Raw genomic sequence first — 25,854 nt, forward strand, 5'->3', positions numbered from 1 at the left:
AGCTCACCTTCGATCTTCCAATCCTTATCGTGCTACATCGTGCTACCACCAGGAGGCAAAGCAATGACGCGTACAACACATTCCATCCAGGGACTGGCGCTGGGCCTGCTCCTGCTGTTCAGTGCACCACTGTGGGCCACCGAGCTCAGCCCCAAACAGATTCAGGCCGCCCTGGATAAAGCCTACACCCAATATAAAGACATCAAGGAAGGCGCCAACGCGGATTACATACCGGCGCTGGCAAAGGTGGACCCAAAATTGTACGGCATTGTACTGGTCACCACCGACGGCTCTGTTTACAGCGCCGGTGACGTGCAGTCCCAGGTTTCCATTCAGTCCATCTCCAAAGTCTTCACCATGGCGCTGGTGATGGACGAATCCGGCACCGCAGCGCTGGCTGAGAATATGGGGGTGGATGCCACCGGGCAGGTGTTCAATTCCATCTACGCCATTGAACAAAACAAAGGGGCCGAAATGAATCCGTTGGTGAATCCCGGCGCCATTACCGCCACCAGCATGGTAAAAGGCAACACCTACGACGACATCTGGAACAAGATCCTGGGTACCTATGAAGCCTTCGCCGGGCGCTCGTTGACGGTATTGGAGGACGTGTATCGTTCAGAAGCCGAGACCAATCAGCGCAACCGGGCCATCGCCGCCTTGATGGCCGCCTACGGCCGCATCACCACCGACCCGCTGCGCGCCACCGATATCTACACCCGGCAGTGCTCCGTGGGGGTCAACGCCCGGGATCTTGGCATCATGGCCGCCACACTCGCCAACGCCGGCAAAAATCCTGTGACCGGTCGCCAGGCCATGCAGGCTGAAAATGTCCCTGAGGTGCTCGCCGTCATGGCCACCGCCGGGCTCTATGACGATGCGGGAAAATGGCTGTACCAAACCGGATTGCCGGCCAAAAGTGGCGTCGGCGGCGGCATCATAGCGGTCTCGCCGGGTAAGTTCGGCATTGCGGTGGTCTCGCCGCCCCTGGATGCGGCCGGCAACAGTGTCCGGGCACAGAAAGCCATCGCGGATATTTCCAATGCCCTGGGGGGTAACCCCTATCAGGTCACCCCCCGCTGATCTTTATTCCAGATAGGTATAGCCGGTCAGGCCTTCCCGCAACTCTTTGAGAAAGGCGGCCTGCTCGGCCCGGCTCAGATCCGTTAACACCAGCTGTTCGTGGATCTGTTGTTGCAACAGCATGGTATCAAACTGCACGTAACGCAGAATGTGATCCACCGTGTCCCCCTTCAGGGTGTTGATGAAGCTGAAGCCGCCTTTGCCATCCAGGGACACGTCCACCGCATCAGTATCCCCGAACAGGTTGTGCATATCCCCCAGGATCTCCTGATAGGCCCCCACCATGAAAATGGCGAGGGACATGCCCCGCTGCTCATCCCATTCCGGCAACGGCAAACTGCTGGCCAGATCATGGGTATCCACATACTGGTCAATACGGCCGTCGGAATCACAGGTAATGTCCTGCACCACGCCGCGCCGGGTCAGCGGTCGGTCCAGGCCGGCCAGGGGCAACACCGGAAACACCTGGTCGATGCCCCAGGCGTCGGGAATGGACTGGAACAGGGAGAAATTCAGGAACACCTTGTCCGCCAGTTTCTCGTTCAACTCGTTGAGGATATCCTGGTGGGCACGGGAATTCAGATCGAGTTTGCCACGTAAAGCCTGACAGGCGGCGCCGTAGATCTCTTCCGCCTGCGCCTTGTCGTTCAGGCTGAGGACACCATGGGTGTACATGTCCTGCGCCTCCCCCAGCCGGTACAGCACCTCGTGATACAGCTCGGACAAGGACCGGCTGCGCTTGGCACCTTCGATCTCGTGGTAACACCGGGCCAGTTCCTGCAGCACCAGGGGGGATTCGGCATCCGGCTCCTGCGGTTGTTTGGCGGCCGGGCTCTCTACTCCGATCACGTTACTCACCAGCACGGCGTGGTGGGCGGTGAGCGCACGGCCGGATTCCGAAATCACGTTGGGCAGGGGCAGATCATCACGCTGGCTCACTTCTTTCAAGGCCAGCAAGATGTTGTAGGCGTACTCTTCCATGGAATAGTTCATGGAGCAGTAACTGCGGGAGCGGGTGCCTTCGTAATCCACCCCCAGGCCCCCGCCCACATCCACCACCTGCACCTGGCAGCCGGCCTGGCGCAAGGCGGAATAATAGCGGGCGGCTTCTTTCATGCCGCGCTGGATGTCGCGAATGTTGGAGATCTGCGAGCCCAGATGGAAATGCAACAACTGCAGCCGGTCCAGGGCATCGTGTTGACGCAGGGTGTCGATGACCTGCAGGATCTGGGTGGCGGACAAACCGAACTTGGATTTTTCCCCGCCGGTGTTCTGCCAGTTGCCCTTGCCAATGGAGCTGAGGCGGGTGCGCAGACCGATACGGGGCTGCACCTGCATGGCTTTGGCTTCATCCAGCACCAACTGCAGCTCACTCATTTTCTCCACCACGATATACACCCGGCGCCCCATTTTTTCCCCGATCAGGGCCAGGCGCACAAATTCGCGATCCTTGTAGCCATTGCAAACGATGACCGAATTGCCCCGGCTCAGGGCCAGCACCGCCATCAATTCCGGCTTGCTGCCCGCTTCCAGCCCTACGCCACAGCGGGGGTCCGGCACGCCGCCGTTGTAGATCTCCTCCACCACCCGGCGCTGCTGGTTCACCTTGATGGGGTACACCGCGGTGTACTGGCCCTGGTAGTCCAAAGTGTCCATGGCTTTGGCAAAGGCGCTGCTGAGCTTGCCCACCCGATCCCGCAGAATATCCACAAAGCGCAGCAATACCGGGGTGCGCATGCCGCTCTCCTGGGCGGCGGCCACAATCTCCTGCAGGGGAATGCGGTGGTCCCCGGTGCCCACATCCAGCAAGCCCCGGCTGTCGATATCAAAATAGCCTTCACTCCAGTTATCAATACTGTAAGTGTCACGGGCGGTGTCGATAATAGTGTGGGACATGAGTTCAGATTCCAGTTGTCTTGTGTGGGGCACGCTCGGGGGCCATGGCCGCGCATTTGCAGGTCAGGGCGAAAGGACGTTATTGTAGACCGATCAGCGCGGCGTCAAAAGCGCTTGGTTATCTGATCATTTTGGGTTATTTTTCGCGCCGCATCCAACCCCTATTCTCCGGGAGTATCCGTACATGAGCGACTCTGCCAAAGGCACCTGGTTCACCGAGATTTTTGGCGACGAGGGCACTGCCTTCGGCCTGGAAATCACGGCAAAACTGCACGAAGAACAAACCCAGTATCAGTTTCTGGAAGTGTACGACACCAAAACCTTCGGCAAACTGATGGTCCTGGACGGATGCGTGATGCTCACCAGCCGGGACAACTTCCTCTATCACGAGATGATGTCCCACCCCGCCCTGTTCACCCACCCCAACCCCAAAAAAGTGGCCATCATCGGTGGCGGTGATTGCGGCACCCTGCGGGAAGTGCTGAAGCACCCGGGCGTGGAGAAGTGCACCCAGATCGATATTGACGAGAAAGTCACCTGGGCCTCCCAGCAATGGTTTCCGGAACTGTGTGAATCCAACAATGATCCCCGCGCCGAGCTGCTGTTCGACGATGGCATTGCCTGGGTGAAGAACTGCGCCCCCGGCACCATGGATCTCATCATCATCGACAGCACCGATCCGGTGGGTCCGGCGGAAGGCCTGTTTGCGGTGGATTTCTATCGGGATTGTTTGCAGGCGCTGAAACCGGAGGGCATTCTGGTGCAACAGAGTGAATCGCCCCTGCTGCACAGCCACAGCATCATCAGGAAAATGCACGATGACATGCGCGAAGCCGGTTTTCACCAGTGCCACACCCTGCCGTTCCCGCAACCGGTATACCCCACTGGCTGGTGGTCCTGCACCATGGCCAGCCCACTGGGCTCAGTGACCCACTTCCGCAGTGAAGACGTGGCGGCGAAGACGTTTGCCACCGAGTATTACAACCTGGAGATTCACAAGGCCGCGCTGGCCATGCCGGAGTTCATGAAGCGCCATCTGGCTCGGCAGGCCTAGCATCAGGCCAACCGGATCGCCTTGACCGGCGCGCTGGGGGCGGGGCTCAGGCCTCGCCACACTCATCACGGAATTTTTGTTTGAGGCCGCTGCGGTAGGCATCCGCCTCATCCTCGGACATGTACTCCCGGGTGCCATCCTCTTTTTCATCATAGAAGTGGGTGTACTGATCCAGGTAGGACAGCCGGTTCCTGAAACGAGTGCAGTACTTGGCCCGCTCTTCGGCCTCCTGGGCCAGCTTGGCCCGTTGCTCTTCCTTGGCCAGGCGTTCCTCCTCCAGCATCTTCACCAGCTTCTGCTGCCGCTGCATCCGTTCGAACTCAGACAGATCCGGCGTGCCGGGCTCCTCTTTCACCTCCGGCAGATCCAAAGCCTCGGCATTACCCCCCACCGGTGCCTGATCGGAAAAATGCACCCGACCCTTGTCATCCACCCAGCGATAGACATCCGCCTGCGCCGTCCACGACAGCAGCATGGCCACCAGCATGCTCCCCAATTGCATACTCAATCGCATTGTTTAACCTTCCTCCATAATGACATCAACACACTGTCCCACAGTGTTGTTGCATTATAACCCCCTGCTGGCGCACAGAATAACGATCATTTGTTAACCATTGAAACCTCAGGTGACAAACCGTAGCCATAAAAAAAGGCTCCCGAAGGAGCCTTTTGAGATCAAGTGTCTGATCTGGTTGCTTATTTACCGCTGCCGGTAAATTCAGGGTACGCTTCCATACCACACTCAGCCAGGTCAACACCTTCGAACTCTTCTTCTTCAGATACCCGGATACCCAGGACGGCTTTCAGGATGGCCCAAACGATCAGGGAGGCCACGAATACCCAGATGAAGATGGTCAGAGCGCCGATGATCTGGCCGCTGAAGGTGGAGTCAGAGTTAGTGACGGGCACCAGCAACAGACCCAGCAGACCACAGGTACCGTGTACAGAGATGGCACCCACAGGATCGTCGATTTTCAGTTTATCCAGAGCCAGGATGCTGAATACCACCAGCACACCACCCGCGGCACCGAACAGGGTCGCTTCCAGGGCAGTCGGAGTGGAAGGCTCAGCGGTGATGGCCACCAGGCCTGCCAGGGCACCGTTCAACAGCATGGTCAGGTCAGCTTTACCGAACAGCAGGCGGGCTGTGATCAGGGCGGCGATACCACCACCGGCAGCGGCTGTGTTGGTGTTCAGGAAGACCATGGCCACAGAGTTGGCGTTGGCGATATCGCCCAGTTTCAGCACGGAACCGCCGTTGAAACCGAACCAGCCCATCCACAGGATGAAAGTACCCAGAGTGGCCAGCGGCAGGTTGGCACCGGGAATCGCGTTCACCTGGCCATTAGGACCGTATTTGCCTTTACGGGCTCCCAGCAGCAGAACACCGGCCAAAGCAGCAGCGGCACCGGCCATGTGTACGATACCGGAACCGGCAAAGTCAGAGAATCCCAGGTCGCCCAAAGTGTACATGCCGAATACAGCACCGCCACCCCAGGTCCAGTTACCTTCCATAGGATAGATGAAACCGGTCATGACCACGGCAAACGCCAGGAAGGCCCACAGTTTCATACGCTCGGCAACTGCGCCGGAGACGATGGACATGGCAGTGGCCACAAACACCACCTGGAAGAAGAAGTCAGAAGCACCAGAGTAAATGGAGCCACCTTCGAAACCGTCTTCACGTGCAGCGAAATCACCCAGGGTGGCTGCAACGTCTACGTCGGCAATCCCGGACAGGAATACACCGCCGTCATACATGATGTAGTAACCGCACACGAGATACATGATGCAGGAGATGGCAAACAGGGCCACGTTCTTGGTCAGGATTTCGGTGGTGTTCTTGGAACGAACCAAACCGGATTCGAGCATGGCGAAACCTGCCGCCATCCACATTACGAGCGCGCCGCACACCAGAAAATAAAAGGTGTCCATCGCATATTGCAGGTGAAAAATGTTGTTTTCCACGGTCTTGCCTCCGCAAAATTAAAAAATAATAGGCATGGATTTTTAGGGTTAAACGTTTTTAGATCGCGTCGGTACCGGTTTCGCCAGTACGGATACGAATCGCCTGTTCCAGAGGCGTTACAAAGATTTTTCCGTCACCGATCTTGCCGGTGTTGGCGGCTTTGCTGATGGACTCGATCACCTGATCCAGCAAATCATCAGAAGTAGCCACTTCGATTTTGACTTTGGGCAGGAAATCCACCACATATTCCGCGCCACGATACAGCTCGGTATGGCCTTTCTGACGACCGAAGCCTTTAACTTCAGTCACAGTAATACCCTGAACCCCAATTTCGGACAGTGCTTCACGCACATCATCCAATTTGAATGGTTTGATTACGGCAGTAACCAGTTTCATATGAACATCTCCTATTAATGCTCGAAAGCGAAAAGTTGGTTCGGTCCCGATATTCGCAAATCAGTGCAAACGCTTAGCATGCTGCCCAATGGCGGAACATGCCCAAGTGATAGCACAAACCATGCCTATTAGTTTTAATTGCGAAGAATCAAGTGGTTATCCCTAAACCAGCAGGGTTTCACCATCATGATTGCACCATTATATCGCACCAAAAGCATGCACGCCCTGCGGATTTGCAGTTCCAAATTGGTGCAAAGCCGTTTTGCTGCCGCATTTTGGTGACACCCGAATCGGGCGTGATACACTGCTGCCCTGATCATGAAGGAGTTATCATGAACCGTCAGGAAAACTTAGTAAACCGCATTCTGGAATTGATGCAGGAGCGCCTGCCCCAGGATCTGGGTGAGCTGGGCCAGGATCTGCGCCATAACCTCAGCACGGTCATCAAGGAGTCCCTGGCCCGTATGGACCTGGTCACCCAGGAGGAATTTGAAGTCCAGACCAAGGTTTTGGCCCGCACCCGGCAACGGTTAGAAGACCTGGAACAGCAGGTGGCCGCCCTGGAGCAGCAACTGCCCCTTGCGCCAAAGACGGACAGCCCTGCCAGCGATTGAGCGCTCTGCCACAATCCGCGACAAAAGCCTGCATAAGCACTGTCAAAGGCCGCGGATTTGCATACTATTACACCATCCCCCTCAGCCAAGGAGAATATTGTGAGTCGATCCAACACTTTGCCTGCAACCTTGAAGCGTCGCATCCTGGCCCGTCTGATGGCGGCACTGATGGTGGTCATCAGCCTCATGAGTGCATCGGCCCAGGCGGCCATGGTCACCACCGGTGAGCTTGCCACCCACACGACCCAGCAACAGACCCAGGCCCAGGTGCTGGCGCTGTTGAGCCAGGCCGAAGCCCGCGACACCCTGCTCAACCTGGGGGTCGACCCGGCGCACGTGGAACAACGGGTGCAGGCCATGACGCCGGCGGAATTGCAGGCGTTCAGCGCCCAGGTTGAAGACATGCAGGCAGGCGGCAGCGCGGTAGGCGTGATCGTACTGGTGTTTGTCATCCTCATCGTGCTGGATCTGCTGGGCACCACCAACATCTTCCCGGCCATCAAGCCCATCAACACCCATTGAAACTCTGCGCACTGGGGCTCAGCCTGTTGCTGACAGGTTGTGCCCTGCTGCCGGCGGGAACCACCCCGCAACTTGGCCCCGACCTGCTCCAACAGCTTCCCCCCTCTACAGAAATTCAGGATACGCCGTTTATCCAGCAGGCGGATTTCCAATGCGGCCCCGCCTCACTGGCCATGGTGCTGCAACAACAGGGCTATGCCATCAGCGCAGAGACCCTGGCATCCCAGGTATTCACCCCTCGGGCGGAAGGCAGCTTTCCCGTGGAAATGGATATTGCCGCCCGCCGTCAGGGGCAGGTGAGTTATCCGGTGAATTCCCTGGGCGCCCTGCTGCAGGAACTGGCCGCCGGTCACCCGGTGCTGGTGTTGCAGAATCTCGGCGTCTCCTGGTATCCCAAATGGCACTTTGCGGTGGTGATCGGCTATGACCTGGCAGCCCGGGAGCTGGTGCTGCGCTCCGGAGACCTGCCCCGGCGCATCACCCCGTTTGCGGTGTTTGATCGCACCTGGCAACGCAGCGATCGCTGGGGGCGGGTGGTACTGCCTGGATCCCGCCTGCCGGCCACCGCCGAACCATTGCCTTATATCACCGCCGCCGCCGGCCTGGAACACAGCGGCCATACTGCAGCCGCACTGACCGCCTATGCCACCGCCCTGCAGGCCTGGCCCGATGCCCACCTGGCCCGTTTCGGGCTGGCCAACACCCTGCTGGCAAGCCAGCAGACCGAGGCCGCACTGCGGGAGTATCTGGCCCTGCTGCAACAACAGCCTGACTGGGTGGCCGCCTGGAACAACCTGGCCTACGCCCTCCAGGCTGCTGGTTGCACTGCTCAGGCCCGTAACGCTGTCCAGTGTGGTCTGGGCCTGGCGCCGGAGGACCCCAATCTGCTGGACACCTTGCAGGACCTGCCAGGCCCTTCCCCGGACGCCCCGGCCTGCCCGGTGATCGCCTGCCCGGCCACATTCCCCTAATTGGTCTCGGCGCAACCCGGGGGGCAAAGCGCTCGATTTTCGGACAGCTCACCCCCGCTGTTCTATAGTTAACGTTACCCTTTGCCATCTTCCGGAACCTGCGTCGACCCTGCATGGATGTTCCAACAATGCTCGCCCGTCTGCCACGCACCTGGCCCGCCAGAATCCTGCTGGCCTGGTGGCTGCTGCTGAGCCCGCTGTCCGCCTGGTGCCTGACGGCCATCGACATTCCAAACAACTTCCGCCAGCAGGAAATCGGACTGCAAAGCCTGCACTTACTGGACCCGGAGCGCACGCTGGATATCTCCGCCATCCGCCAGCGGCCGGACGCCGACTGGACCGTGCCGGAGGCCATGACCCCCACCTACGGCTTCAACAGCGATGCCCTCTGGATCAAGTTCAAGCTGCACAACCGGGCCGACAAGGATCAGGACATGGTGCTGAACATCGGCTACTCCGCCCTGGACCAGGTGGAGGTGTTCATTGAAAACAACCACAGCTTCACCCACTACTATCGCACCGGGGATACCTTTCCATTCGCCTATCGCCCGGTCCAGAATCATCAGTTCGTCTTTCCCTTCACGGCCTACCGGAATCAGGAATACACCTTGTACATACGGGTGCAAACCAGCGGTTCCCTGCAGGCCCCCCTCAGCCTCTGGCACCGCAATCATTTCTTTGAGGATCAACAGCCCCTGTGGGTGGCGGAAAGTGTTTATTACGGCGTGATGATCGTGATGATCATCTACAACCTGTTCATCTACTCCATCGTTCGCCATCCCAGTTACGTCTGGTACTCCACCACGGCATTCAGCAGCTTTATGTTCAATGCCAGCATCCAGGGGGTGGGGTTCCAATATCTGTGGCCCTGGTTGCCAGCCATTAACCAGTGGGCCATTCCGTTCAGCATTGCGCTGTTTGGCTCCTTCAGCATGCTGTTCTCGGTGTCGCTGCTGGACATCCGCAGCCGCGCTCCCCGCCTCTATCAACTGAAAATGCTGTTCTTCTTTATCTGGATGGCGCTTCTACTAGGCAGTTTCGTTTTACCGTACCACCTGGTCATTGTGCTGTGCGCCGCCGTGGGGGTGATCAGCGCCCACGTCAGCCTGTTCGGCGGCTTCTATATGCTGTATTTAGGGCAGCGGGTGGCGCGCTACTACTGCCTGGCCTTCACCTTCCTGATCTCCACCTGGCTGGTCACTGCCGGGGCCCGCTTCGGTTTGCTGTCCAGCACGCTGCTGATCGAGCACGCCATTCAGATTGGCTCTGCCCTGGAGGTGATTCTGCTGTCGTTCGCCCTGGCGGATCGCATCAACATGGAACGCAAGGGCAAAGAGGCGGCCCAGAGACAGGCCCTGGAAAGCGAGCGACGGGCCGCCCGCGAGCAGGCCCGCTACCTGGAACTGAAGCTGAAATCGGAAATCGAAGAGGTCAAAGCCCAGGAGAAAGTCATCCTGGCGGAGGAAACCAGCCGCGCCAAGAGCGAGTTCCTGGCCACCATGAGCCATGAAATCCGCACCCCCATGAACGGGATTCTGGGCATGGCCTCACTGCTGCAGGATGCCGACCTGCCACCGGCTCAGCGCCATTATGTGGACGTGATTGCCAGCTCCGGCAACGCCCTGCTCAACATCATCAACGACATTCTGGATTACTCCAAAATCGAGGCAGGCAAGCTCTCCATTGAGCACATCGATTTCGACCTGGACCGACTGTGTCAGGAGTGCGCCGCGGTCTTTTCCAGCATCGCCGAAGACAAAGGCCTGGAACTCATCTGCTCCTTGCAACCGGGTACTCCCAGCTTCATCAAAAGCGACCCCACCCGGCTGCGCCAGATCATCCTCAACCTGCTGGGCAATGCTTTCAAATTCACCAACTGCGGTCGCATCACCCTGCGGGTCAGTGAGCAACCAGCAAACGGCCCCCAAGGCCAGCACTGCCTGCTGTTCAGCATCAGTGATACCGGCATCGGCATCGGGCAGGAACATCGTGACAAGCTGTTCCAGGCGTTCTCCCAGGTGGACAGCAGCATCACCCGCGAATACGGCGGCACCGGACTGGGCCTCAGCATTTGCAAACAACTGAGCCAGTTAATGGGCGGCGACATCGGCATGGAAAGCGAGCCCGGTGTGGGCAGCCGCTTCTGGTTTACCATCCAATGCGAACTGGCGGATGCGCAATTCACCCGGGAAAACGTCGTTTCGCTCACCGCCCTGAAAGGCAAGCGCCTGCTGGTGGTGGATGACTCCCCCGAATTCACCCAGGTAGTGGAGGAACAAACCGCCGCCTGGGGTATGCGAACCGCATCGGCTTTCTACGGTGAAAAGGCCTTGCAGCTGCTGCAGGAAGCCAGCGCCCGGGGGGACCCGTTTGACCTGGTCACCCTGGACATGAATATGCCGGGTATGACGGGGATGGAATGCTCCCGCCTGATCAGCGAGCTGCCTGCGGCCCAACACTGCCGCCGGATTCTGCTCACCGCCATGCGCAACATGCCTGCAGCCACCGAACTGGAGGCCGCGGGTATTGATCTGGCCTTGCAAAAGCCCGCATCCGTGCGAACCCTGCGCCAGTCCATGATGAATCTGCTGCAGCCGCAACGGCCACCGCAACAGGCCACCCAGCAGCCCACGTCACCCCTGCGCGGCAAACGCCTGCTGGTGGTGGAGGACAACGGGGTTAACCAGATGGTGATCTGCGGCATGTTGAAAAAACTGCAGATCGAGACCCAGGTCGCCCACAACGGGCGTGAGGCCGTGGCGCTGTACCACGCCCAGCACGAGGCCTTTGACCTGATTCTGATGGACTGTGAAATGCCGGTGCTGGATGGCTATGAGGCCAGCAAGCACCTTCGTGCCCTGGAAGCCGAACAACAGTGGCCCCCCATCCCCATTCTGGCCCTGACCGCCCACGCCCTGGAGGAGCACAGTCACAAGGCCCTGAACTGCGGCATGAACGATCACATCGCCAAACCGGTGAATTTCAATACCCTGCAGGAGACGCTGCTGAGCCACCTGCAGCCAGGCGCACCGGAGCGGGCACAAGGGTCATCCTGAACCCGGTTTTCCATCTCTGTTTTCTCCCTCCCTGTCTATATACGGATAGCTCTACATTCCGTTCACATTGGGAGGGAACCCTGTGGCACTGGCCATCGTCAAAACCCGCGCCCGTTTGGGCATGAACGCACCCCAGGTCACGGTGGAAGTGCACCTGTCCAACGGCCTGCCCGCTTTCAACATTGTGGGCCTGCCCGATGCCGCCGTGCGGGAAAGCAAGGAACGGGTGCGCAGCGCCATCCTCAATTCTGAATTCGATTTTCCCCAACGCCGGATTACCATCAACCTGGCGCCGGCGGACCTGCCCAAAGACGGCGGCCGCTTCGATCTGCCCATTGCCATCGGCATTCTGGCGGCCTCGGAACAGATCCCGGCGGCCGCACTGGAGGCTCACGAATTCGTGGGGGAGCTGGCCCTGTCCGGTGAGCTTCGCCCCATTGAAGGCGTGCTGACGGCCGCCATCGCCGCCACCCAGGCACAGCGGGGGCTGTTTGTCCCCCTGGCCAACGCGGAAGAGGCAGCCGTGCCCAGGCAGTGCCGTATCCTGGCCTGTGGCAGCCTGCTGCAGGTGTGCGGTAACCTGAAGCAACCGGCCAGTGTGACGCCATATCAACCCCAGGGGCCCATAGCGGCCGGGGACATTGATCTGTACCCCGACCTGGCAGACGTGAAAGGCCAGCACCAGGCCAAGCGGGCCCTGGAAGTGGCGGCGGCCGGCAAGCATAACCTGCTCCTCATGGGCCCGCCCGGCGCCGGCAAATCCATGCTGGCCGCGCGCCTTCCCGGCATTCTGCCCCCCATGACGGACGCAGAGATGATGGAAACCGCCGCCATTCACTCCGTCTCCAGAATCAATCAGCGCCCGCTGTTCCAACGGCCGATCCGGGCACCCCATCACACTGCCTCCGGGGTGGCCCTGGCCGGTGGCGGCAGCAACCCCAAACCCGGCGAGATCTCCCTGGCACACAATGGCATCCTGTTTCTGGATGAGCTGCCTGAGTTTCCCCGCAAAGTGCTGGAAGTGCTGCGGGAACCGCTGGAAACCGGTGAGATCGCCATTTCGCGGGCCGCCCAGCAAGTCACCTATCCGGCCAATTTTCAATTGATCACGGCATTGAACCCCTGCCCCTGCGGCCACCCGGAGCAACCCCCGGAAGGCTGTAACAACCCCCAGCTGTGCTGCAATAAATACCAGAGCAAGATTTCCGGGCCGTTACTGGATCGTATCGACATGCACGTGCAGGTGGACGCCATGCCCATCAGCGAACTGCAATCCCTGGAGGGGGGCGAATCCAGCGCCTGCGTACGGGATCGGGTGACCTGCGCCCGCCAGATTCAGCTGCAGCGCCAGGGCTGTCCCAACCACGACCTGTCCTCCCGCCAATTGGAACAGGTGTGTGCCCTCAGCAAGGCCGATGGTGTATTCCTGCAAACGGCGGTAGAGCGGCTGGGGCTGTCGGCGCGGGGCTACCACCGGGTGCTGAAAGTGGCCCGCACCCTGGCTGATCTGGAGCAGGCTCCGGATCTGAACAAGCGCCACCTGACGGAGGCGCTGTCGTACCGGGCGCTGTTTGCGGTTTAAGCGCGGCGGGCTTTGCGGCCGAGCAGGGCGTACAGCATCAGGGGCACCACAATCAGGGTCAGCACCGTGGCGGCGATGGTGCCGAAGATCAACGAGATGGCCAGGCCGCTGAAAAGCGGGTCTTTCAGCATGATGGCGCTGCCCAGCACGATGGACAGGGCCGTCAGCAGGATGGGCCGCAACCGCAACGCGCCCGCTTCCAGAATGGCGTTTTCCAGACTCATGCCCTGGCGTTGGTTCTCTTGCACAAAGTCGATGATCAGCAGGGAATTGCGCACCACCACCCCCGCCAGCGCAATCACCCCCACCATGGAGGTGGCGGAGAACTGCGACTGCATCAACCAGTGACCGGGGAAGATCCCGGCCAACCCCAGGGGAATGGCCGCCAGCGCCACCAGCGGCAGGCTGAAACTTTGGTAATACGCCACCAGACACAGGAAGATAAAGAGGATGGCCATGCCCAAGGCGCTCAGCATGTCGCGGTAGGTATCCAGCATCTGGCGTTGGGCGCCGTCCCACAGCAGGGTGTAACCCGCCGTGGGGTCGGGCTCCTGCGGGGTGAAGGTGAGGTTGCCGGTGCTCAGGGTTCCACCATCAGGCAAAGCGAGCCCATCCAGCTTGCGATTCATGGCCAGCACGGCGTACACCGGGGCGGTTTCGGTCATCTCGCCGGTCACGTAGGTAACGCGGGCACCGTTCTTGTGATGAATGGGGCGGTCCACCACGCTGGGTTGCACCTTCACCAGCTCGGATAACGGCACCTTCACCCCCGCCGGGTTGGTGACATAGGCGCGTGACAGCTGCGCCACATCCAGCTGATGGCGGCGGGGAATCAGCAATTGCAGGGGCACGGGGTTTTTCTCCCCCGCCACGTGGGCACGACCCAGGTATTCACCATCGATCAGCCGGCGCATGGCGGTGACCACGTCGGCAGTGGTGAGGCCCGACAGGGCGGCCTTTTCCCGATCCACCACCAGGCGCATCTGGGTGACGTCTTCCGGTTCGGAATCGTTCACTTCGGCCACATCCCAGGTGTCGGCAAACACGGCCTTCACCTGCCCGGACAACCAGCGCAACGTATTGCTGTCAGGGCCGTAGATTTCTGCCAGCAGATTGGCCCGCACCGGCGGGCCCGGCGGATCTTCCAGCACCTGTACCGTGGCACCGGGGAACGCCGCCGCCCGCGCCAGCAAGCGGGGGCGCAGATCGCGCACAATGGCCATGGAGGTGAGGCCCCGTTCATCCTTGTGGCGCAGGTTCACCCGCACCTCGCCCACATGACAGCCCAGCCGGTCGGCACTGCCCCGGAACAGCCCACTGAAATCGGGGATGCCGGACTGACCAATCCAGAGCTGGTAGTCGGCCACCTCGGGGTAGCGGCGCAGCTCTTCTGCCAGCGCCCGCATGAGCTGGTCGGTGGTTTCCAGTGGCGTGGTTTCCGGCATGTCCACCGTAATCACAAAGGTGTTTTTGTCGTTCAGGGGCATCATGGTGGTTTCCACCCCAAACCAGGCCTGGGGGCCTTCGATGCCGCCGGGCCGCAGGAATTGCCAACCCGGTTGCAGCACCGATAGCAGGATACTGAGCACCACCAGCAGAGCGGCCAGCACCCGGCGGTAACGCTGCGCCAACAGGGCCGCCAACAGGCGGTGGTAAAGCCCGCCCAGACCACGATGATGGCCACCGGCCTGCTCACCATGGCAGTCGTGGGTGTGCAGCCAGCGCCGCGCCGCCCAGGGCACCACGGTGTAAGCAATCAACAACGATGCCGCCATCGCCACCGGCACGGTAAACGCAATCGGGTAAAAGTATTCGCCGATCATGCCGCCCACCATCACCAACGAGCCAAATACCGCCATTACCGCGACGGTGGCCAGGTTAGTGGGGTTGCCGATCTCGCCGGCGGCGTCCACCGTGGCTTGTCGCTTATCCCCCTGCCCCAGGCAGGCGTATTTGCGGTGCACGTTTTCGATCACCACGATGGCGTCATCCACCAGCAACCCCAGCGACAGAATCAAACCAAACAGCGACACCCGGTTGATGGTCATGCCCGCCAGGTAGAGCGCCCCCAGGGTGAGGGCCAGCACCAGCGGCACGCTCATGCCCACGATCAAGGCCTCTTTGCGGCCAAGAAACACCAGCGTCACCAAAAACACCGCCAGAATCGCAATGCTGAGGTGATGAATCAGTTCGTTGGCGGTGTCGTCGGCGATCTGGCCGTCGTTCCGGGTGACCACCAGATCCATATCGGCGGGCACAAACTGCTGGCCCATGGATTCGACCCGTTCCAATACCGATTGCGCCACCACCACCGCGTTGGTGCCGCGCTGCTTGGCCACCGCCAGGGTAACCGCCGGCACATCACCATCGGCCCACTGGCCATAGCGAGGATCGGCCGGGCCGTAACCAAACCGGCTCAACTGCTCACGCTCCTGGGCCGGGCCATCCACGATGTCGGCGATGTCCCCCAGATACACCGAGCGCCCCTGCACCAGATCCACCACCAGGGTTTCCAGCTCGGACGCCGAGGTCAGGTAGCCATCCAGAAACACCTGCTGACGCTCACCGGCCTGCACCACTTGCCCCAAGGGTGCCGACAGATTCGACGCCGTCAGCACCTGCCGCACCTGATCCAGGGTAATACCAAAGCCCTGCATACGATCCGGGTTCAGCTCCACCCGGATCTGCCGGTCACGGCCCCCTTTCACGTACACCGCCGACACCTCGGCCATGGTGCGCAGACCATCGGTGAGACGATCGGCTACCCGCTTGAGGGCATAATCGTCGTACAGAGCCGAGGCCAGAGTCACGGTTACGATGGGCACGTCGTCCACGTTCATAGTGCGAATCACCGGCGCACTGGCATCCGCCGGCAACAGGGGTTTTACCTCTTCCATGCGATCGTGCAGTTTCACCAGCGAGGCTTCCTGATCTTCTCCCACTTCAAACTGCACCGTGAACACCGCCACCGAATTGGTGGCGGTGGAGTAGAAATCATCCACGCCGGAAATGAGCCGGATGGCCCCTTCCACCGGGCGCACGATCAGTTGCTCCACCTCCTCAGCGGACGCGCCGGGCAAGGTGACCTGTACCGACGCGCCCGGGATCACGATTTGCGGGTTGTCCTCCCGTGGCGTATTGCTGAGGGAAAGCAGCCCCAGGATCAGGCAGGCCAACATCAGCAGCGGGGCCAGTTTGGAGGTCACAAAGGCATCCGCCAGCAGGGCGGCCACGCTGAACGGCTGGGACTTGGGCTTGGACTGGGATTCAGGCGAGGATGGAGAGGCACGACTCATGGCAAGCTCACTCCCCGGCAGTGGCAGGCGGAGGCGCTATACGATCCCCTTCCCGCAACCGGGGGCTGGGGGTCGCCACCACCCGATCCTGAACCGTCAGACCGGCTGTCACTTCCACGCCGTCGGGCCATTCACGGCCCAACCGCAGCCAGCGAAAGCGTGCCCGGTCGGCTTCGTCCACCACGAACACTCCCTGTAGGCCCCCGCGCTCCACCAGTGCTGAACGGGGCAACAGCAGGTGTTCGCTCTGGCCCAGGGCGAACAGCACGCGACCGAACATGCCCGGCATCAGGCCCGGGTGCTCCGGTAACGAGATCTTCACCGGGTAGCTGCGGGTAACCGGATCACCGGAGCGCACAATGCGGATCACCTCACCGGTGAGGGGTTGCGAAAGCGATTGCGACAAGGCATCCAACTGCAGCTGCACCGGCGCCCCGATCTCAATCAGGCCGATGCGCTGCTCCGGCACAAAGGTTTCAAAAATCAGTGCAGCGTTGGACTCCAGCGTGAGGATCGGCTCCCCCGGCACCAGCAAATCCCCCGCCCGGGAATTCAGCGCCACCACACTGGCGGCAAACGGGCTGCGGATATTGGTGTAATCCCGCTGGGCCAAGGCCGTACTGAGTTCCGCCTGGGCCTGATTCAACGACTCAGTGGTGGATTCCACCCGCAGCCGGGCCTTGCGCAGATCGCTCTCTGAAATACTGTTCCTTTGATAGAGTTGTTCAAAGCGCTGCAAGTCCGTCTGCGCATCTTTTTGCGCTGCCAGCCCGGCACTCACCAGTGCCTGTGCCTGGCGGATGGCCCCTTCCACATCGGCGGCGTCCATCTGCGCCAGCAAATCCCCCGCCTGCACCTTGTCACCCTCTTTCACCTTGAGCTGACGCAGATAACCACTGAGCCGCGACGAAATTTCGATACGCTGATCCGACACCACCGACCCGGTGCTGATGAATTGCCGTGGCGCCGTTTGCGACAAGAGCAGCACTGCGCTGTGATGGGTTTGGGGCTCCAGCCCGGTGTTGATGGTGCCAGGCTCCCCATCACAGCCGGTCAGGGCCAGGCAGCCCACCAGCAACAGACTCACAGTCAATCGGTTCATCCTGTCACCCCGTTTTTCAGCAAACTCATGATTCTGTCCACTTGGTGTGCCGCCGCCGACGCCGGGTTCTGGAAACCCGGCAACCACTGCCGCGCCACCTGCGTCTCGAAGGGAAACGCCATTAAACCCATAATGGCCACCGCCAGGAAATGACGCTCGTCATCATCCCGGGCTGCGGGCACCAGATCGGTCAGCCCGTGAAAGAAGGGCTCAAACACCCGCTCGGCCATGTGCCGGGCCCGCGCCTCATCCCGATCCAACGCCACCCACTGCATCAGCCGCTGGAATTGTGGCTCTGCCACCAGCAGCGCCACAAAACCCGCCACGAAGGCTTCCAGCCGCACCCAGGGATCACCCGCTGCCTGACCTTGACTTGGCTCACCTGGCAGCAAAGGGTTTACCCGCAGGGTAAAACAGCCCTCCACCACCGCCAGATAGAGCTGCTCCTTGTCGGGAAAGTGGTAATACAATGCGGCGGTGGTCAGACCAGTGGCCGCCCCCACCTGCCGCATGGAGACCCCCTCAAACCCGTACTCGGCAAACAGCGAGAGGGCATGCTGCAGGATACGGGCCCGAGTGTTTTCTGCGCTGTCTTTCGCCATGGTTCAACCTATCCTTTCCACTGGAGCACGCCCTCAGACTAGCACACTTAACGAACGTTAGGTAAATAGATCCCAACAAGCCTATATTGAGCACATGCTCAATATAGGGTACTCTCCCCCTTGCCACGACACCCGGCAGTTGGCAAACTGACCGCCTGGTCACTGGCAGCCTGAACGCAACCGAACAACACGCCTGAATAAAAAAAACCGACAGCATTTAGAGGGAAACATCATGGATCTGGGCAAAAACGCCATCATCCGACTGGAGCCGGAAGACGAGTACATGCACCCCATTGAAGCGGCATCCAACTTCAATGAAAGCATGTACATCAACCTGTTCGACCACCAACAGCAATGCGGCGGCTGGTTCCGGGTGGGCAATCGTCCCAACGAAGGCCATGCGGAAATGTCATTCTGCTTCTATCTGCCCGACGGCCAGGTGGCCTTTATGTTCCAGCGGGCCAAGATCGACAACAACGACGCTTTGGACGCCGGGGGACTGAAGTTTGAGGTGATCGAGCCTTTCAAAACCCTCAAGGTGACCTATTCCGGCAAAGCCGTGCTGCTGGCCAACCCCCAGGATATGGAAGACCCGAAAACCGCGTTCAAGAACTACCCCACGGTGGACGCCAGCTGCGACATCACCTTCCACGGCATGACCCCGGTATACGGCGGCGAAGCGGTGGACGAAAACGGCACACCCATTGAAGAGAATCCGGAAGAATCCTTCGCCCGCGCCCACTACGAACAGCACATGAGTGGCAGCGGTGCGGTGAACATCGGCGACCAGCGCTTCCAGCTGAGCGGTTTTGGCCTGCGGGATCACTCCTGGGGCCCCCGCTACTGGCAGAACCTCTACTGGTATCGCTGGTTGCCCATGGTGTTCAGCCAGGAGCTGGCCATCAACATTTCCGTCGTGCAGATGGCAACCGGTCGCCAGCACATCTGGGGCATGGTGTACGACACCCGTAACGGCGGCCCGGCGGCCTATGACCTGATCGAAACCGCCAGCATGAGTTCCACTCTGGATGAACAGGACCAGGCCATTCGGCAAAGCGCCAGCATCACCACCGTCAGCGGGCGCACCTATGAGGTCAGCGGCGAATCCCTGTCGCTGATTCCCCTGCGCAACCGGCGCCAGACCGACAGCGGCGAATGGCGCAGCACCCGCATCACTGAGGCCATGACCCGTTTCCACTGCGACGGTCTGGTGGGCTACGGCATGGCGGAATACCTGGACCAGATGGTGGACGGCAAACCCGTGGGCATCGCCTGTTAAGTAACCGGTAAGGAAGGACTGTCCATGACCCCTGCAACCGTACAGGAAGCCCTGCAGCCCATTGTGGCGGACGCCCTGGGCCCCGAGTGCCGCATCGATCAGTGCCGCCGGCTCACCGCCGGCGCCTCCGCTGCCACCTGGTGGGTGGGGACCACCCAACAGCCCCTGATTCTGCGCCTGGAAGCCGGTGGCGAGCAGTTTGGCACCGGCGTCGGCAAAACTGTCGAAGCCAAAACCCAGCAGGCCGCCGGTGATGCAGGGGCCCCCGTGGCCAAGGTATTTTGCATTCTGGAAGATCACCCCCAACTGGGCAACGGCTACTTGATGCAGGCATTGGAAGGGGAATCCCTGGCGCCGAAAATCCTGAAGGCACCGGAGCTGGAAGCGGTTCGTGCCGGACTGACCCGGCAATGCGCCGAGGCGCTTGCAAAAATCCACAGCATTTCCAGCGCTGAGCTGCCCTTTCTGCCCCTGCAGGACGCCGCCGAGCAGCTGGACAGCCTGCAGCGGATTCACCACAGCTTTGGCGAAACCCTGCCGGTATTCACCCTGGCGTTCCGTTGGCTCAGCGATAACATCCCACCCTGCCCGCAGCCTGCCCTGGTCCACGGGGATTTCCGGTTGGGCAATTTTCTGATCACCGAACAGGGCCTGAACGGCATTCTGGATTGGGAACTGACGCACCTGGGCGACCCAATGGAAGACCTGGGCTGGCTCTGCGTGCGGGCCTGGCGTTTCAACCGGCCGGACAAGACAGTGGGAGGCTTTGGTGATCGCCACCAATTGATCGAGGCCTACGAACAAGCCAGAGGCGTGCAGGTCAACCCGGAGCACCTGCGCTACTGGGAATTGTTTGGCACCCTCAAGTGGGGCGTGATCTGCCAATACCAGGCCTATTCGCACCTCAATAACCAGGTGCGTTCGGTGGAGCGGGCCGCCATCGGTCGCCGGGTTGCCGAAACCGAATACGATATGTTGCAGCTGCTGAATGCCATCGCTCACAACATCAACGCGGAGGGCAAGTGATGCCGTTGAATCGACCCACTCAGGATGAATTGCTGGAGGCCGTGGCGGAGTATTTGTCGCAGCCGGTGGTGGACACCACGGCGGATCGCTTTTATCGCCGGGTCGCCTGCAATGTGGTGGAACTGGTGCGGCGCGAACAGGCGCTGCAATCAGGCTTTCAAAATAATGAACGACAGCATCTGAAATTATTGTTGGCGGATGACGAAGACTCTGTCATCGAACTCAACCGGCGCCTGCATCAGGCCATTGCCAGCGGCGACCTGCCCCTAAGCCCAACCTTAACTGAAGCACTGTTGGCCATTGCCAAGCTGAAGCTGGACATCGACAACCCCCGCTACGCTCTGTAATTCAGATCACAGTGCTATACCCAAAGAGGATACCGGGTATGGCGCAACGCGTCCCTGTGCTAACATCTCCTGCATTGTTTTACGGAGCCGGATTCACATGGGACGCGCACCGGGCAGACCCGCCGCCAACGCCAACACACTTTCCCGAACCGAATTGCTGGAACACGCTTTCGAGGAATTCTCCGAGCGCAGTTTCAACGACGTGTCACTGCGTGCCCTGGCCAAAAAGTTGCGGGTCAGCGATTCCCTGTTCAACCATCACTTTGGCTCCAAACAAAAACTGTGGCGAGAGGTGGTGGACACCATCATCGAGCGGGAATTCCGCCAGCTGATTGCTGAGTTGCAACTGGACCCGGACATGGATAACGCGTTGTCCATGTTGCGCAACTACATCACCATCATGCTGGAAGTGGCCCGGCGCAAACCGGCCATGTTCAAACTGATTTTCAATGTACTCAATGACGACGAGGAACGGGCCCTGTACATACGGGACCAATACCTCAAACCCTATCTGAAAATCGTCGACCGGGCTTTGACCCTGTGCATCGAACGGGGCGAGATCCGCAACGTCAGCAACGTCACCCTGCACACCCTGATCCTGGGCTCGGTGAACATGTTGATTCGACCGGAGTTTGCCATGCAGGGCATCGACGACAGCCGCCAGCTGGGCATCCAGGTGGACTCCCTGGTGGACGTCATCATGCACGGCCTGATGCCTCGCTAGCCCGCTGCTTAACCAGCGCGATATCAACTAAAAAGGCGCGGTGTAACTCAACTCGAACAGATACGCCTGGGCAGACGAGGTGAAATCCGTTCCCGCATACGGGTTATAGATAAAATTGTTGAAGTGATCGGAACTGTTGGCGTTGGTGCTGCTGCCGGCAGGCACGTCCGCTTTCGCGCTCATATAGCCCACACCCACCTCCAGGATTTTGTCGCCGGGCATCCGCCATTCGAAGCCCAGGGAATACAGCTCCGCATCCCCCAGCGGCAACAGCACATCCTGTTTGTCGTCCGGGATGGAGGATTTGCGGGGCTCGTAACCCGCGCGCAGAGCCAGCCGGTTGCTGTATTGATATTCCAGTCCGAACGCCCAGTTCCAGACGCTTTTATAATGGCGTGGAATGGTCAGTTCCGTCAGCTCCGAATAGGGTGACACCAGGGTTGCCAGCTTGGTGAAATCCAAGGGTTGATCGAACTCCACCTTGAGACCGTCCCAGGCTTCCCAGTCGGTCCACTTGGCGTCGATATTCAACTGCCATTTTGGCGTCAGTTGCACCGCAATACCGGTGGCAAAGTGGGCCGGGGTGATGATTTCCAGTTTGGCGTCACCGGTTTCAATGCCCCGCCCGTGGGGCGAGTTGGCCTGCCCGGTGGGGAAGGCCACCAGTGACGTGATCGCGGAATACAAACCGCTTTGATAAATGCCGTCAAAAAAATTCACCCACTCCTCGTTGTATTCCAGCCGGTAATAGCCATCCAGATCGGCCGTGCTCTCGAACTGGTAGACCATGCCCCAGCTCAGCCAGTCTGTGACCTGCCACAGCCAACCCACATTAAAGTTGGGTACCACCGGCGTTTCCGCATCGAACTCCAGGCTGGTGACGTCGGTAAAGGGGCCCAGGCGGGACACACTGGGATCAATGCCGCAGAAATTGATGAACGGTTCCGGATCTGCCGGGTCCGGGCACAACCCCTGCTCCTGCAGATCCCGGGTCAGGTTCTCGCCGAACAACAGGGCCATATTAGGCACCCGAATCTGGGTTTTGGCGGTCACCCCCTGCCAGGAGAAGCCCAGGGACGCTCCCACGGAGAAGCGATCGGTCAGCTGCACACCAAAGGACGGTGAAAAATAGGTGATCTTGGCCAGGGACATATGCTGCCCCATGAAGCGGGCCGGATCGTCGTCATCCCGGATATAGCCCGCGGCCATGGGCGCGTACACGGCGGTGGCATAGGTGACATCGGTGCCGGGGGGATTGAAGGAGGCGCCCCCCAACGGCAGGATTAGTACCGGCAGCGGCCACTCGGTGATGCCCTCGGTGTAGGGAATGCGCAGGCCGATGGTGGAGGTTTCACTGGTCTGGTAGGCAGCCACATCGTTGTAGCCGTTATTGTCCACCATCATCTGGGTGACCTCGTCGTAGCCGCCAAATTCCACCGTAAAACTCATGGAGGCGGCCAGCACTTTCAGATTGTACTGGGAACCCTTCAGCTGGGTGAGCCCCGCCGGGTTGTAATGGATGGAATCCACCCCGGGCGGGTCCGCCGTCACGGCGTTGCCCAATGCCAGGGCTTTGGCGTTCCCCATGGTGAGGTTTTCCACCAGGGCAGCCGGGGCTGCACAGGCCGTACACAGACAGGCGATCCCTGCCAAATATCGGGGCAATAACGTGATCATAGAACTCGCGCTTGGTTTCGTTATTTTTTTATTAAGCACTCGCTCAGTTTAGAGGGTTGCCCTCCTTATTAAAGGTCCGTTCGGGCCAATCTGACCGCGCGGTCATCAATCGCAGCCGCTGCAGCTGTGATCCTCCACCGAGCAGGTGATGCCACCGTCCGGCTCCGAACTGAGGCCACCTTTGCCTTTGTCGCAGTTGGCCTTGAATTCATCGCACTCGCCGTAGCAGGTCAGATCAATCTGGCTGAAGCGCTCCCCGTCAGAGCTGCCGCTGCTGAACGATCCTGCGGTGCCAGCTTTGTCCGGTACTGCGCAGGTGACGCCGCCGTCTTTCTCCACACTCAGGCCGCCGCCCAACAGATCGCAGGCAATCTGGAAGCCGTTGGAGCACCAATTGCTGTCGCCGGGGCGACAGGTGTAGGTGGAACCCTCTGCTGCATCGGGGCTGGGAAAAAAACTGGCAGGTCCACCCGCCTGGGAACGAGTATCCGCCATGACCATCGAGGAAAACAGCAGGGTGATAAGGATCGTGGGGATACCCTTTACGGAATGTACTGGGCAGATGGTCATGAGAAGCTCCTTGCCTGGGTTACGGCAGCTTGATGAAGGAATCCTGGTGCAGGAATGCACAACCAGAATCCCCTGTCGGAGCTCAGGATTGAAGTAAATAATCCGCATCCGCGGCAGGCGGTATTACGGGAATCGACGCGGATTGATCAGCTGCTGTACGCAGCCGGTTCAGGCCCCCACTGCGGTCCGCCGGGCCCGCGCTTTTTTAAAGCCGGCGGCTTTGATCGCCCGCGGTCGCAAGGCGTATCGATTCAAGCCGGGCAGATGAATCCGTTGCAGATAATGCTGCCAATCCATACCCGTGGTGGCCACCGGCAGGATCTCCTGTTCGTGGGCACCGGCCCGGGCAGCCAGGGCACACAGGTTTTCGTTGCTGAAACGATAGCGGGGCCGCGTGTAGAAGGAGAAGATCAGTGCCAGTTTGACCATGGCATCCAGGTTACTCAACTGTGATGAGGACACGGCCGCCCCCAACCAACTGAACAGGGATTGCTTCCAGGCCAGCAGTCGGTAGGCCACCGCCAACCCACCGTGGAAAGCCCACCCGGGGATCATCACAAACGGGCGCCGTGGTGCCGAAGCGAACAGGTTGGGGTATTCCCGATGGCGTTGCTTGCCTTCCTGCACCACGCACTGGATCACCTCATTGATGGAGACCGGATTATGGCTGCTGGTGCTGCACTGGTAGATGCGGTGACAGGGGGGCTCCATCAGCGCCTCGGCCCCCGCCAGGATGATGCTGTTGGCCACCAGGTCCACCGGAATAATATCGATTACAGCGCGGGGGTCACCGGGAAAGTAGGTCACCTTCTGGCGGGCATAGGCCATGATGATGGCATCCGCCACCTTGACCCCTTCGATCCAGCCCGGTGTCGGCTCGTGTAAGGTGCTTTCCACGATGGAGGGACGCAGAATAGTAAGGGCCTGCCCCTGCATATGCTGCAGCAGCAACTGTTCCCCGATCCATTTGGTAAAGGTATAGGTGTCGTTCCAACCGTAGCGGTCCGCCTCCCGCAACCCCGCCTCCACCAACGCTTCGCTGCGTTGCGCAGGCTCATCACACGCTGCCGTTACTGCCTCCACCGTGTTTTGCAGATGCTCGATCAACGGCTCCACTTTGTAATATCCACCCGCTGCCCGAGACAACGCAGCCCGGGCCGGGCCCGCCACGGTTTCAGGGATCAGGCCCTCGTGGTAACCGTTCACATAACAGGTGGAGACGTGCACCACCGGAGTCTTTCTCGCCTGGGTTAACTGAATGATGGTGTGCAGGCTGAGGGTATTGGTGGCCAGGGCATCGTTCAATGGTTCCCGGAAATTGACGCTGGCGGCGGAATTGATCACCAGATCCACATCATAGGCCAGCTCGTTGAACGCCGCCTCGCTGAGGCCAAACCGCTCCGCGGTCAACTCACCACTGACAAACCGCAGCTTGCGTTCACACAGGCGCTTGAAGGCCGTTTCATCCTCTCCTTTCAACACATCGAATATGGACGACGTCGCCACTTCCTGTTGAAAGCGTTCAGCCGCGGAGGGATAACGACGGTTGCCGCGGATCAGCAGATGGATACGTTCCACCGACGGCACCGACCGCAGAATTTTTTCGAGCAGAACCTTACCCACAAAACCGGTTACACCGGTGATGAAAACCGACTTGCCGTTGAAGCTGTCTAGCGTGATGGTACTGGAGGCTTGAGCTTCCATTAGATGTGCTCCTTGCTCAAAATGGACGCGTAAAATTGGGTACGCATAAAAACGTGCGAAGAGATGAGCAGCAAAATTCCGGCCACAATCCGTTCGGGCGGGAATCAGGGCTCTAAAGTGATGAAGAGCATAGCAAATCCAACCTTCCATATCCTGCTCTCTGACGACATCCTGTTACACCGTGCACAATTTACTATCAAGGCAGAGACATTTCGCACACTAATGGTTTGTCAGCGCCCAGGCACGGGCCCATCTCATTAGCCCAAACCGACTCATCACGCTATGCAGCAAAAAGAGTGAGACATCATTGAATGGAAAGGTCACCCGGGCAGCGCCACCACCCGGGTGCAACGCGCATCTACTGCGCATTATTGTGGATCATAT

21 protein-coding genes are annotated in these 25,854 nt (G+C 59.8%); 11 read left to right on the plus strand and 10 right to left on the minus strand.

Annotated features, from left to right (window positions below; translation table 11 throughout):
• Nucleotides 1-63 precede the first annotated feature (63 nt).
• The gene (gene glsA, locus D9N14_RS05760) at nt 64-1,083 is read left to right on the plus strand and encodes a glutaminase A (RefSeq protein ID WP_290577894.1); all 1,020 of its coding nucleotides are present in this window, start codon (nt 64-66) and stop codon (nt 1,081-1,083) included.
• 3 nt (nt 1,084-1,086) lie between these two features.
• Here the strand turns inward: glsA and speA are convergent, their stop codons facing one another.
• Nucleotides 1,087-2,979 carry a biosynthetic arginine decarboxylase gene (gene speA, locus D9N14_RS05765; protein ID WP_290577896.1) on the minus strand — a complete coding sequence of 631 codons (1,893 nt, stop codon included), beginning with the start codon at nt 2,977-2,979 and terminating at the stop codon, nt 1,087-1,089.
• A gap of 184 nt (nt 2,980-3,163) precedes the next feature.
• Between speA and speE the strand changes: the two genes are divergently transcribed.
• Entirely contained in the window at nt 3,164-4,033 is an 870-nt protein-coding gene (speE, locus tag D9N14_RS05770) for a polyamine aminopropyltransferase (RefSeq protein WP_290577898.1), read from the plus strand.
• 46 nt (nt 4,034-4,079) lie between these two features.
• On the opposite strand, the gene D9N14_RS05775 is transcribed toward speE, so the two are convergent.
• The 3 genes from D9N14_RS05775 to glnK form a co-directional block, all read right to left on the minus strand.
• Nucleotides 4,080-4,547: a DUF4124 domain-containing protein gene (locus tag D9N14_RS05775; protein ID WP_290577900.1), complete on the minus strand. Its 468-nt coding sequence runs from the start codon at nt 4,545-4,547 to the stop codon at nt 4,080-4,082.
• Between the two features lie 182 nt (nt 4,548-4,729).
• Nucleotides 4,730-5,968, minus strand: coding sequence for an ammonium transporter (locus D9N14_RS05780; RefSeq protein WP_317622582.1), 1,239 nt, complete (start codon nt 5,966-5,968; stop codon nt 4,730-4,732).
• Nucleotides 5,969-6,059: 91 nt separating this feature from the next.
• A complete protein-coding gene (gene glnK, locus D9N14_RS05785) occupies nt 6,060-6,398 on the minus strand; it encodes a P-II family nitrogen regulator (protein WP_156873271.1) in 339 nt (112 codons plus the stop codon).
• Between the two features lie 332 nt (nt 6,399-6,730).
• Here glnK and D9N14_RS05790 point away from each other — a divergent pair, with 332 nt between their 5' ends.
• From D9N14_RS05790 to D9N14_RS05810, 5 genes are all read left to right on the plus strand, one after another.
• Nucleotides 6,731-7,012, plus strand: a complete 282-nt coding sequence (locus D9N14_RS05790) for an accessory factor UbiK family protein (protein WP_290577906.1) — start codon at nt 6,731-6,733, stop codon at nt 7,010-7,012.
• Nucleotides 7,013-7,111: 99 nt separating this feature from the next.
• A complete protein-coding gene (locus tag D9N14_RS05795) occupies nt 7,112-7,534 on the plus strand; it encodes a PA2779 family protein (RefSeq protein WP_290577908.1) in 423 nt (140 codons plus the stop codon).
• The gene (locus D9N14_RS05800) at nt 7,531-8,505 is read left to right on the plus strand and encodes a PA2778 family cysteine peptidase (protein WP_290577910.1); all 975 of its coding nucleotides are present in this window, start codon (nt 7,531-7,533) and stop codon (nt 8,503-8,505) included. Before D9N14_RS05795 ends, D9N14_RS05800 begins: the two co-directional genes overlap by 4 nt.
• A 128-nt stretch (nt 8,506-8,633) precedes the next feature.
• On the plus strand, nt 8,634-11,561 hold the full coding sequence (locus D9N14_RS05805; protein WP_290577912.1) for a hybrid sensor histidine kinase/response regulator: 2,928 nt from the start codon (nt 8,634-8,636) through the stop codon (nt 11,559-11,561).
• Between the two features lie 82 nt (nt 11,562-11,643).
• Nucleotides 11,644-13,143 (plus strand): YifB family Mg chelatase-like AAA ATPase, encoded by a 1,500-nt coding sequence (locus D9N14_RS05810; protein WP_290577914.1) that lies wholly within the window; start codon nt 11,644-11,646, stop codon nt 13,141-13,143.
• Here the strand turns inward: D9N14_RS05810 and D9N14_RS05815 are convergent.
• The 3 genes from D9N14_RS05815 to D9N14_RS05825 are packed head-to-tail and all read right to left on the minus strand — an operon-like array spanning nt 13,140 to nt 18,143.
• The gene (locus D9N14_RS05815) at nt 13,140-16,439 is read right to left on the minus strand and encodes an efflux RND transporter permease subunit (RefSeq protein ID WP_290577916.1); all 3,300 of its coding nucleotides are present in this window, start codon (nt 16,437-16,439) and stop codon (nt 13,140-13,142) included. The genes D9N14_RS05810 and D9N14_RS05815 overlap by 4 nt on opposite strands.
• A gap of 7 nt (nt 16,440-16,446) precedes the next feature.
• Complete coding sequence (locus D9N14_RS05820) at nt 16,447-17,541, minus strand: efflux RND transporter periplasmic adaptor subunit (protein ID WP_290577918.1); 1,095 nt, start codon at nt 17,539-17,541, stop codon at nt 16,447-16,449.
• Complete coding sequence (locus tag D9N14_RS05825) at nt 17,538-18,143, minus strand: TetR/AcrR family transcriptional regulator (protein WP_290577920.1); 606 nt, start codon at nt 18,141-18,143, stop codon at nt 17,538-17,540. The genes D9N14_RS05820 and D9N14_RS05825 overlap by 4 nt, the downstream gene beginning before the upstream one ends.
• Nucleotides 18,144-18,375: 232 nt before the next feature.
• On the opposite strand from D9N14_RS05825, the gene D9N14_RS05830 reads away from it, so the two are divergent.
• From D9N14_RS05830 to D9N14_RS05845, 4 genes are all read left to right on the plus strand, one after another.
• Nucleotides 18,376-19,422, plus strand: a complete 1,047-nt coding sequence (locus D9N14_RS05830; protein WP_290577922.1) for a hypothetical protein — start codon at nt 18,376-18,378, stop codon at nt 19,420-19,422.
• 24 nt (nt 19,423-19,446) lie between these two features.
• Nucleotides 19,447-20,448 (plus strand): phosphotransferase family protein, encoded by a 1,002-nt coding sequence (locus D9N14_RS05835; protein ID WP_290577924.1) that lies wholly within the window; start codon nt 19,447-19,449, stop codon nt 20,446-20,448.
• Nucleotides 20,448-20,795, plus strand: a complete 348-nt coding sequence (locus D9N14_RS05840; protein WP_290577925.1) for a DUF6285 domain-containing protein — start codon at nt 20,448-20,450, stop codon at nt 20,793-20,795. Before D9N14_RS05835 ends, D9N14_RS05840 begins: the two co-directional genes overlap by 1 nt.
• A gap of 97 nt (nt 20,796-20,892) precedes the next feature.
• A complete protein-coding gene (locus D9N14_RS05845; protein ID WP_290577927.1) occupies nt 20,893-21,519 on the plus strand; it encodes a TetR/AcrR family transcriptional regulator in 627 nt (208 codons plus the stop codon).
• Nucleotides 21,520-21,546: 27 nt separating this feature from the next.
• On the opposite strand, the gene D9N14_RS05850 is transcribed toward D9N14_RS05845, so the two are convergent.
• The 3 genes from D9N14_RS05850 to D9N14_RS05860 all read right to left on the minus strand — a co-directional run bounded on the left by D9N14_RS05850 (nt 21,547) and on the right by D9N14_RS05860 (nt 25,470).
• Nucleotides 21,547-23,196: an OmpP1/FadL family transporter gene (locus tag D9N14_RS05850; RefSeq protein ID WP_290577929.1), complete on the minus strand. Its 1,650-nt coding sequence runs from the start codon at nt 23,194-23,196 to the stop codon at nt 21,547-21,549.
• A gap of 105 nt (nt 23,197-23,301) precedes the next feature.
• Nucleotides 23,302-23,766: a hypothetical protein gene (locus D9N14_RS05855; RefSeq protein ID WP_290577931.1), complete on the minus strand. Its 465-nt coding sequence runs from the start codon at nt 23,764-23,766 to the stop codon at nt 23,302-23,304.
• A 168-nt stretch (nt 23,767-23,934) separates the two neighbouring features.
• Entirely contained in the window at nt 23,935-25,470 is a 1,536-nt protein-coding gene (locus tag D9N14_RS05860; RefSeq protein ID WP_290577933.1) for a fatty acyl-CoA reductase, read from the minus strand.
• Nucleotides 25,471-25,854 lie beyond the last annotated feature (384 nt).

It is taken from the genome of Ketobacter sp. (assembly GCF_003671495.1).
Classification (GTDB): Bacteria; Pseudomonadota; Gammaproteobacteria; order Pseudomonadales; family Ketobacteraceae; genus Ketobacter.

What these genes read in the sequence shown, in the direction of transcription:
- D9N14_RS05775 (WP_290577900.1), bottom strand. Translation starts at nt 4,547, where the DNA reads ATGCGATTGAGTATGCAATTGGGGAGCATGCTGGTGGCCATGCTGCTG.
- glsA (WP_290577894.1), top strand. Translation starts at nt 64, where the DNA reads ATGACGCGTACAACACATTCCATCCAGGGACTGGCGCTGGGCCTGCTC.
- D9N14_RS05780 (WP_317622582.1), bottom strand. Translation starts at nt 5,968, where the DNA reads ATGGACACCTTTTATTTTCTGGTGTGCGGCGCGCTCGTAATGTGGATG.
- D9N14_RS05840 (WP_290577925.1), top strand. Translation starts at nt 20,448, where the DNA reads ATGCCGTTGAATCGACCCACTCAGGATGAATTGCTGGAGGCCGTGGCG.
- speE (WP_290577898.1), top strand. Translation starts at nt 3,164, where the DNA reads ATGAGCGACTCTGCCAAAGGCACCTGGTTCACCGAGATTTTTGGCGAC.
- glnK (WP_156873271.1), bottom strand. Translation starts at nt 6,398, where the DNA reads ATGAAACTGGTTACTGCCGTAATCAAACCATTCAAATTGGATGATGTG.
- D9N14_RS05820 (WP_290577918.1), bottom strand. Translation starts at nt 17,541, where the DNA reads ATGAACCGATTGACTGTGAGTCTGTTGCTGGTGGGCTGCCTGGCCCTG.
- D9N14_RS05835 (WP_290577924.1), top strand. Translation starts at nt 19,447, where the DNA reads ATGACCCCTGCAACCGTACAGGAAGCCCTGCAGCCCATTGTGGCGGAC.
- D9N14_RS05805 (WP_290577912.1), top strand. Translation starts at nt 8,634, where the DNA reads ATGCTCGCCCGTCTGCCACGCACCTGGCCCGCCAGAATCCTGCTGGCC.
- D9N14_RS05815 (WP_290577916.1), bottom strand. Translation starts at nt 16,439, where the DNA reads ATGAGTCGTGCCTCTCCATCCTCGCCTGAATCCCAGTCCAAGCCCAAG.
- D9N14_RS05845 (WP_290577927.1), top strand. Translation starts at nt 20,893, where the DNA reads ATGGGACGCGCACCGGGCAGACCCGCCGCCAACGCCAACACACTTTCC.
- D9N14_RS05850 (WP_290577929.1), bottom strand. Translation starts at nt 23,196, where the DNA reads ATGATCACGTTATTGCCCCGATATTTGGCAGGGATCGCCTGTCTGTGT.
- D9N14_RS05825 (WP_290577920.1), bottom strand. Translation starts at nt 18,143, where the DNA reads ATGGCGAAAGACAGCGCAGAAAACACTCGGGCCCGTATCCTGCAGCAT.
- D9N14_RS05860 (WP_290577933.1), bottom strand. Translation starts at nt 25,470, where the DNA reads ATGGAAGCTCAAGCCTCCAGTACCATCACGCTAGACAGCTTCAACGGC.
- D9N14_RS05790 (WP_290577906.1), top strand. Translation starts at nt 6,731, where the DNA reads ATGAACCGTCAGGAAAACTTAGTAAACCGCATTCTGGAATTGATGCAG.
- D9N14_RS05830 (WP_290577922.1), top strand. Translation starts at nt 18,376, where the DNA reads ATGGATCTGGGCAAAAACGCCATCATCCGACTGGAGCCGGAAGACGAG.
- speA (WP_290577896.1), bottom strand. Translation starts at nt 2,979, where the DNA reads ATGTCCCACACTATTATCGACACCGCCCGTGACACTTACAGTATTGAT.
- D9N14_RS05855 (WP_290577931.1), bottom strand. Translation starts at nt 23,766, where the DNA reads ATGACCATCTGCCCAGTACATTCCGTAAAGGGTATCCCCACGATCCTT.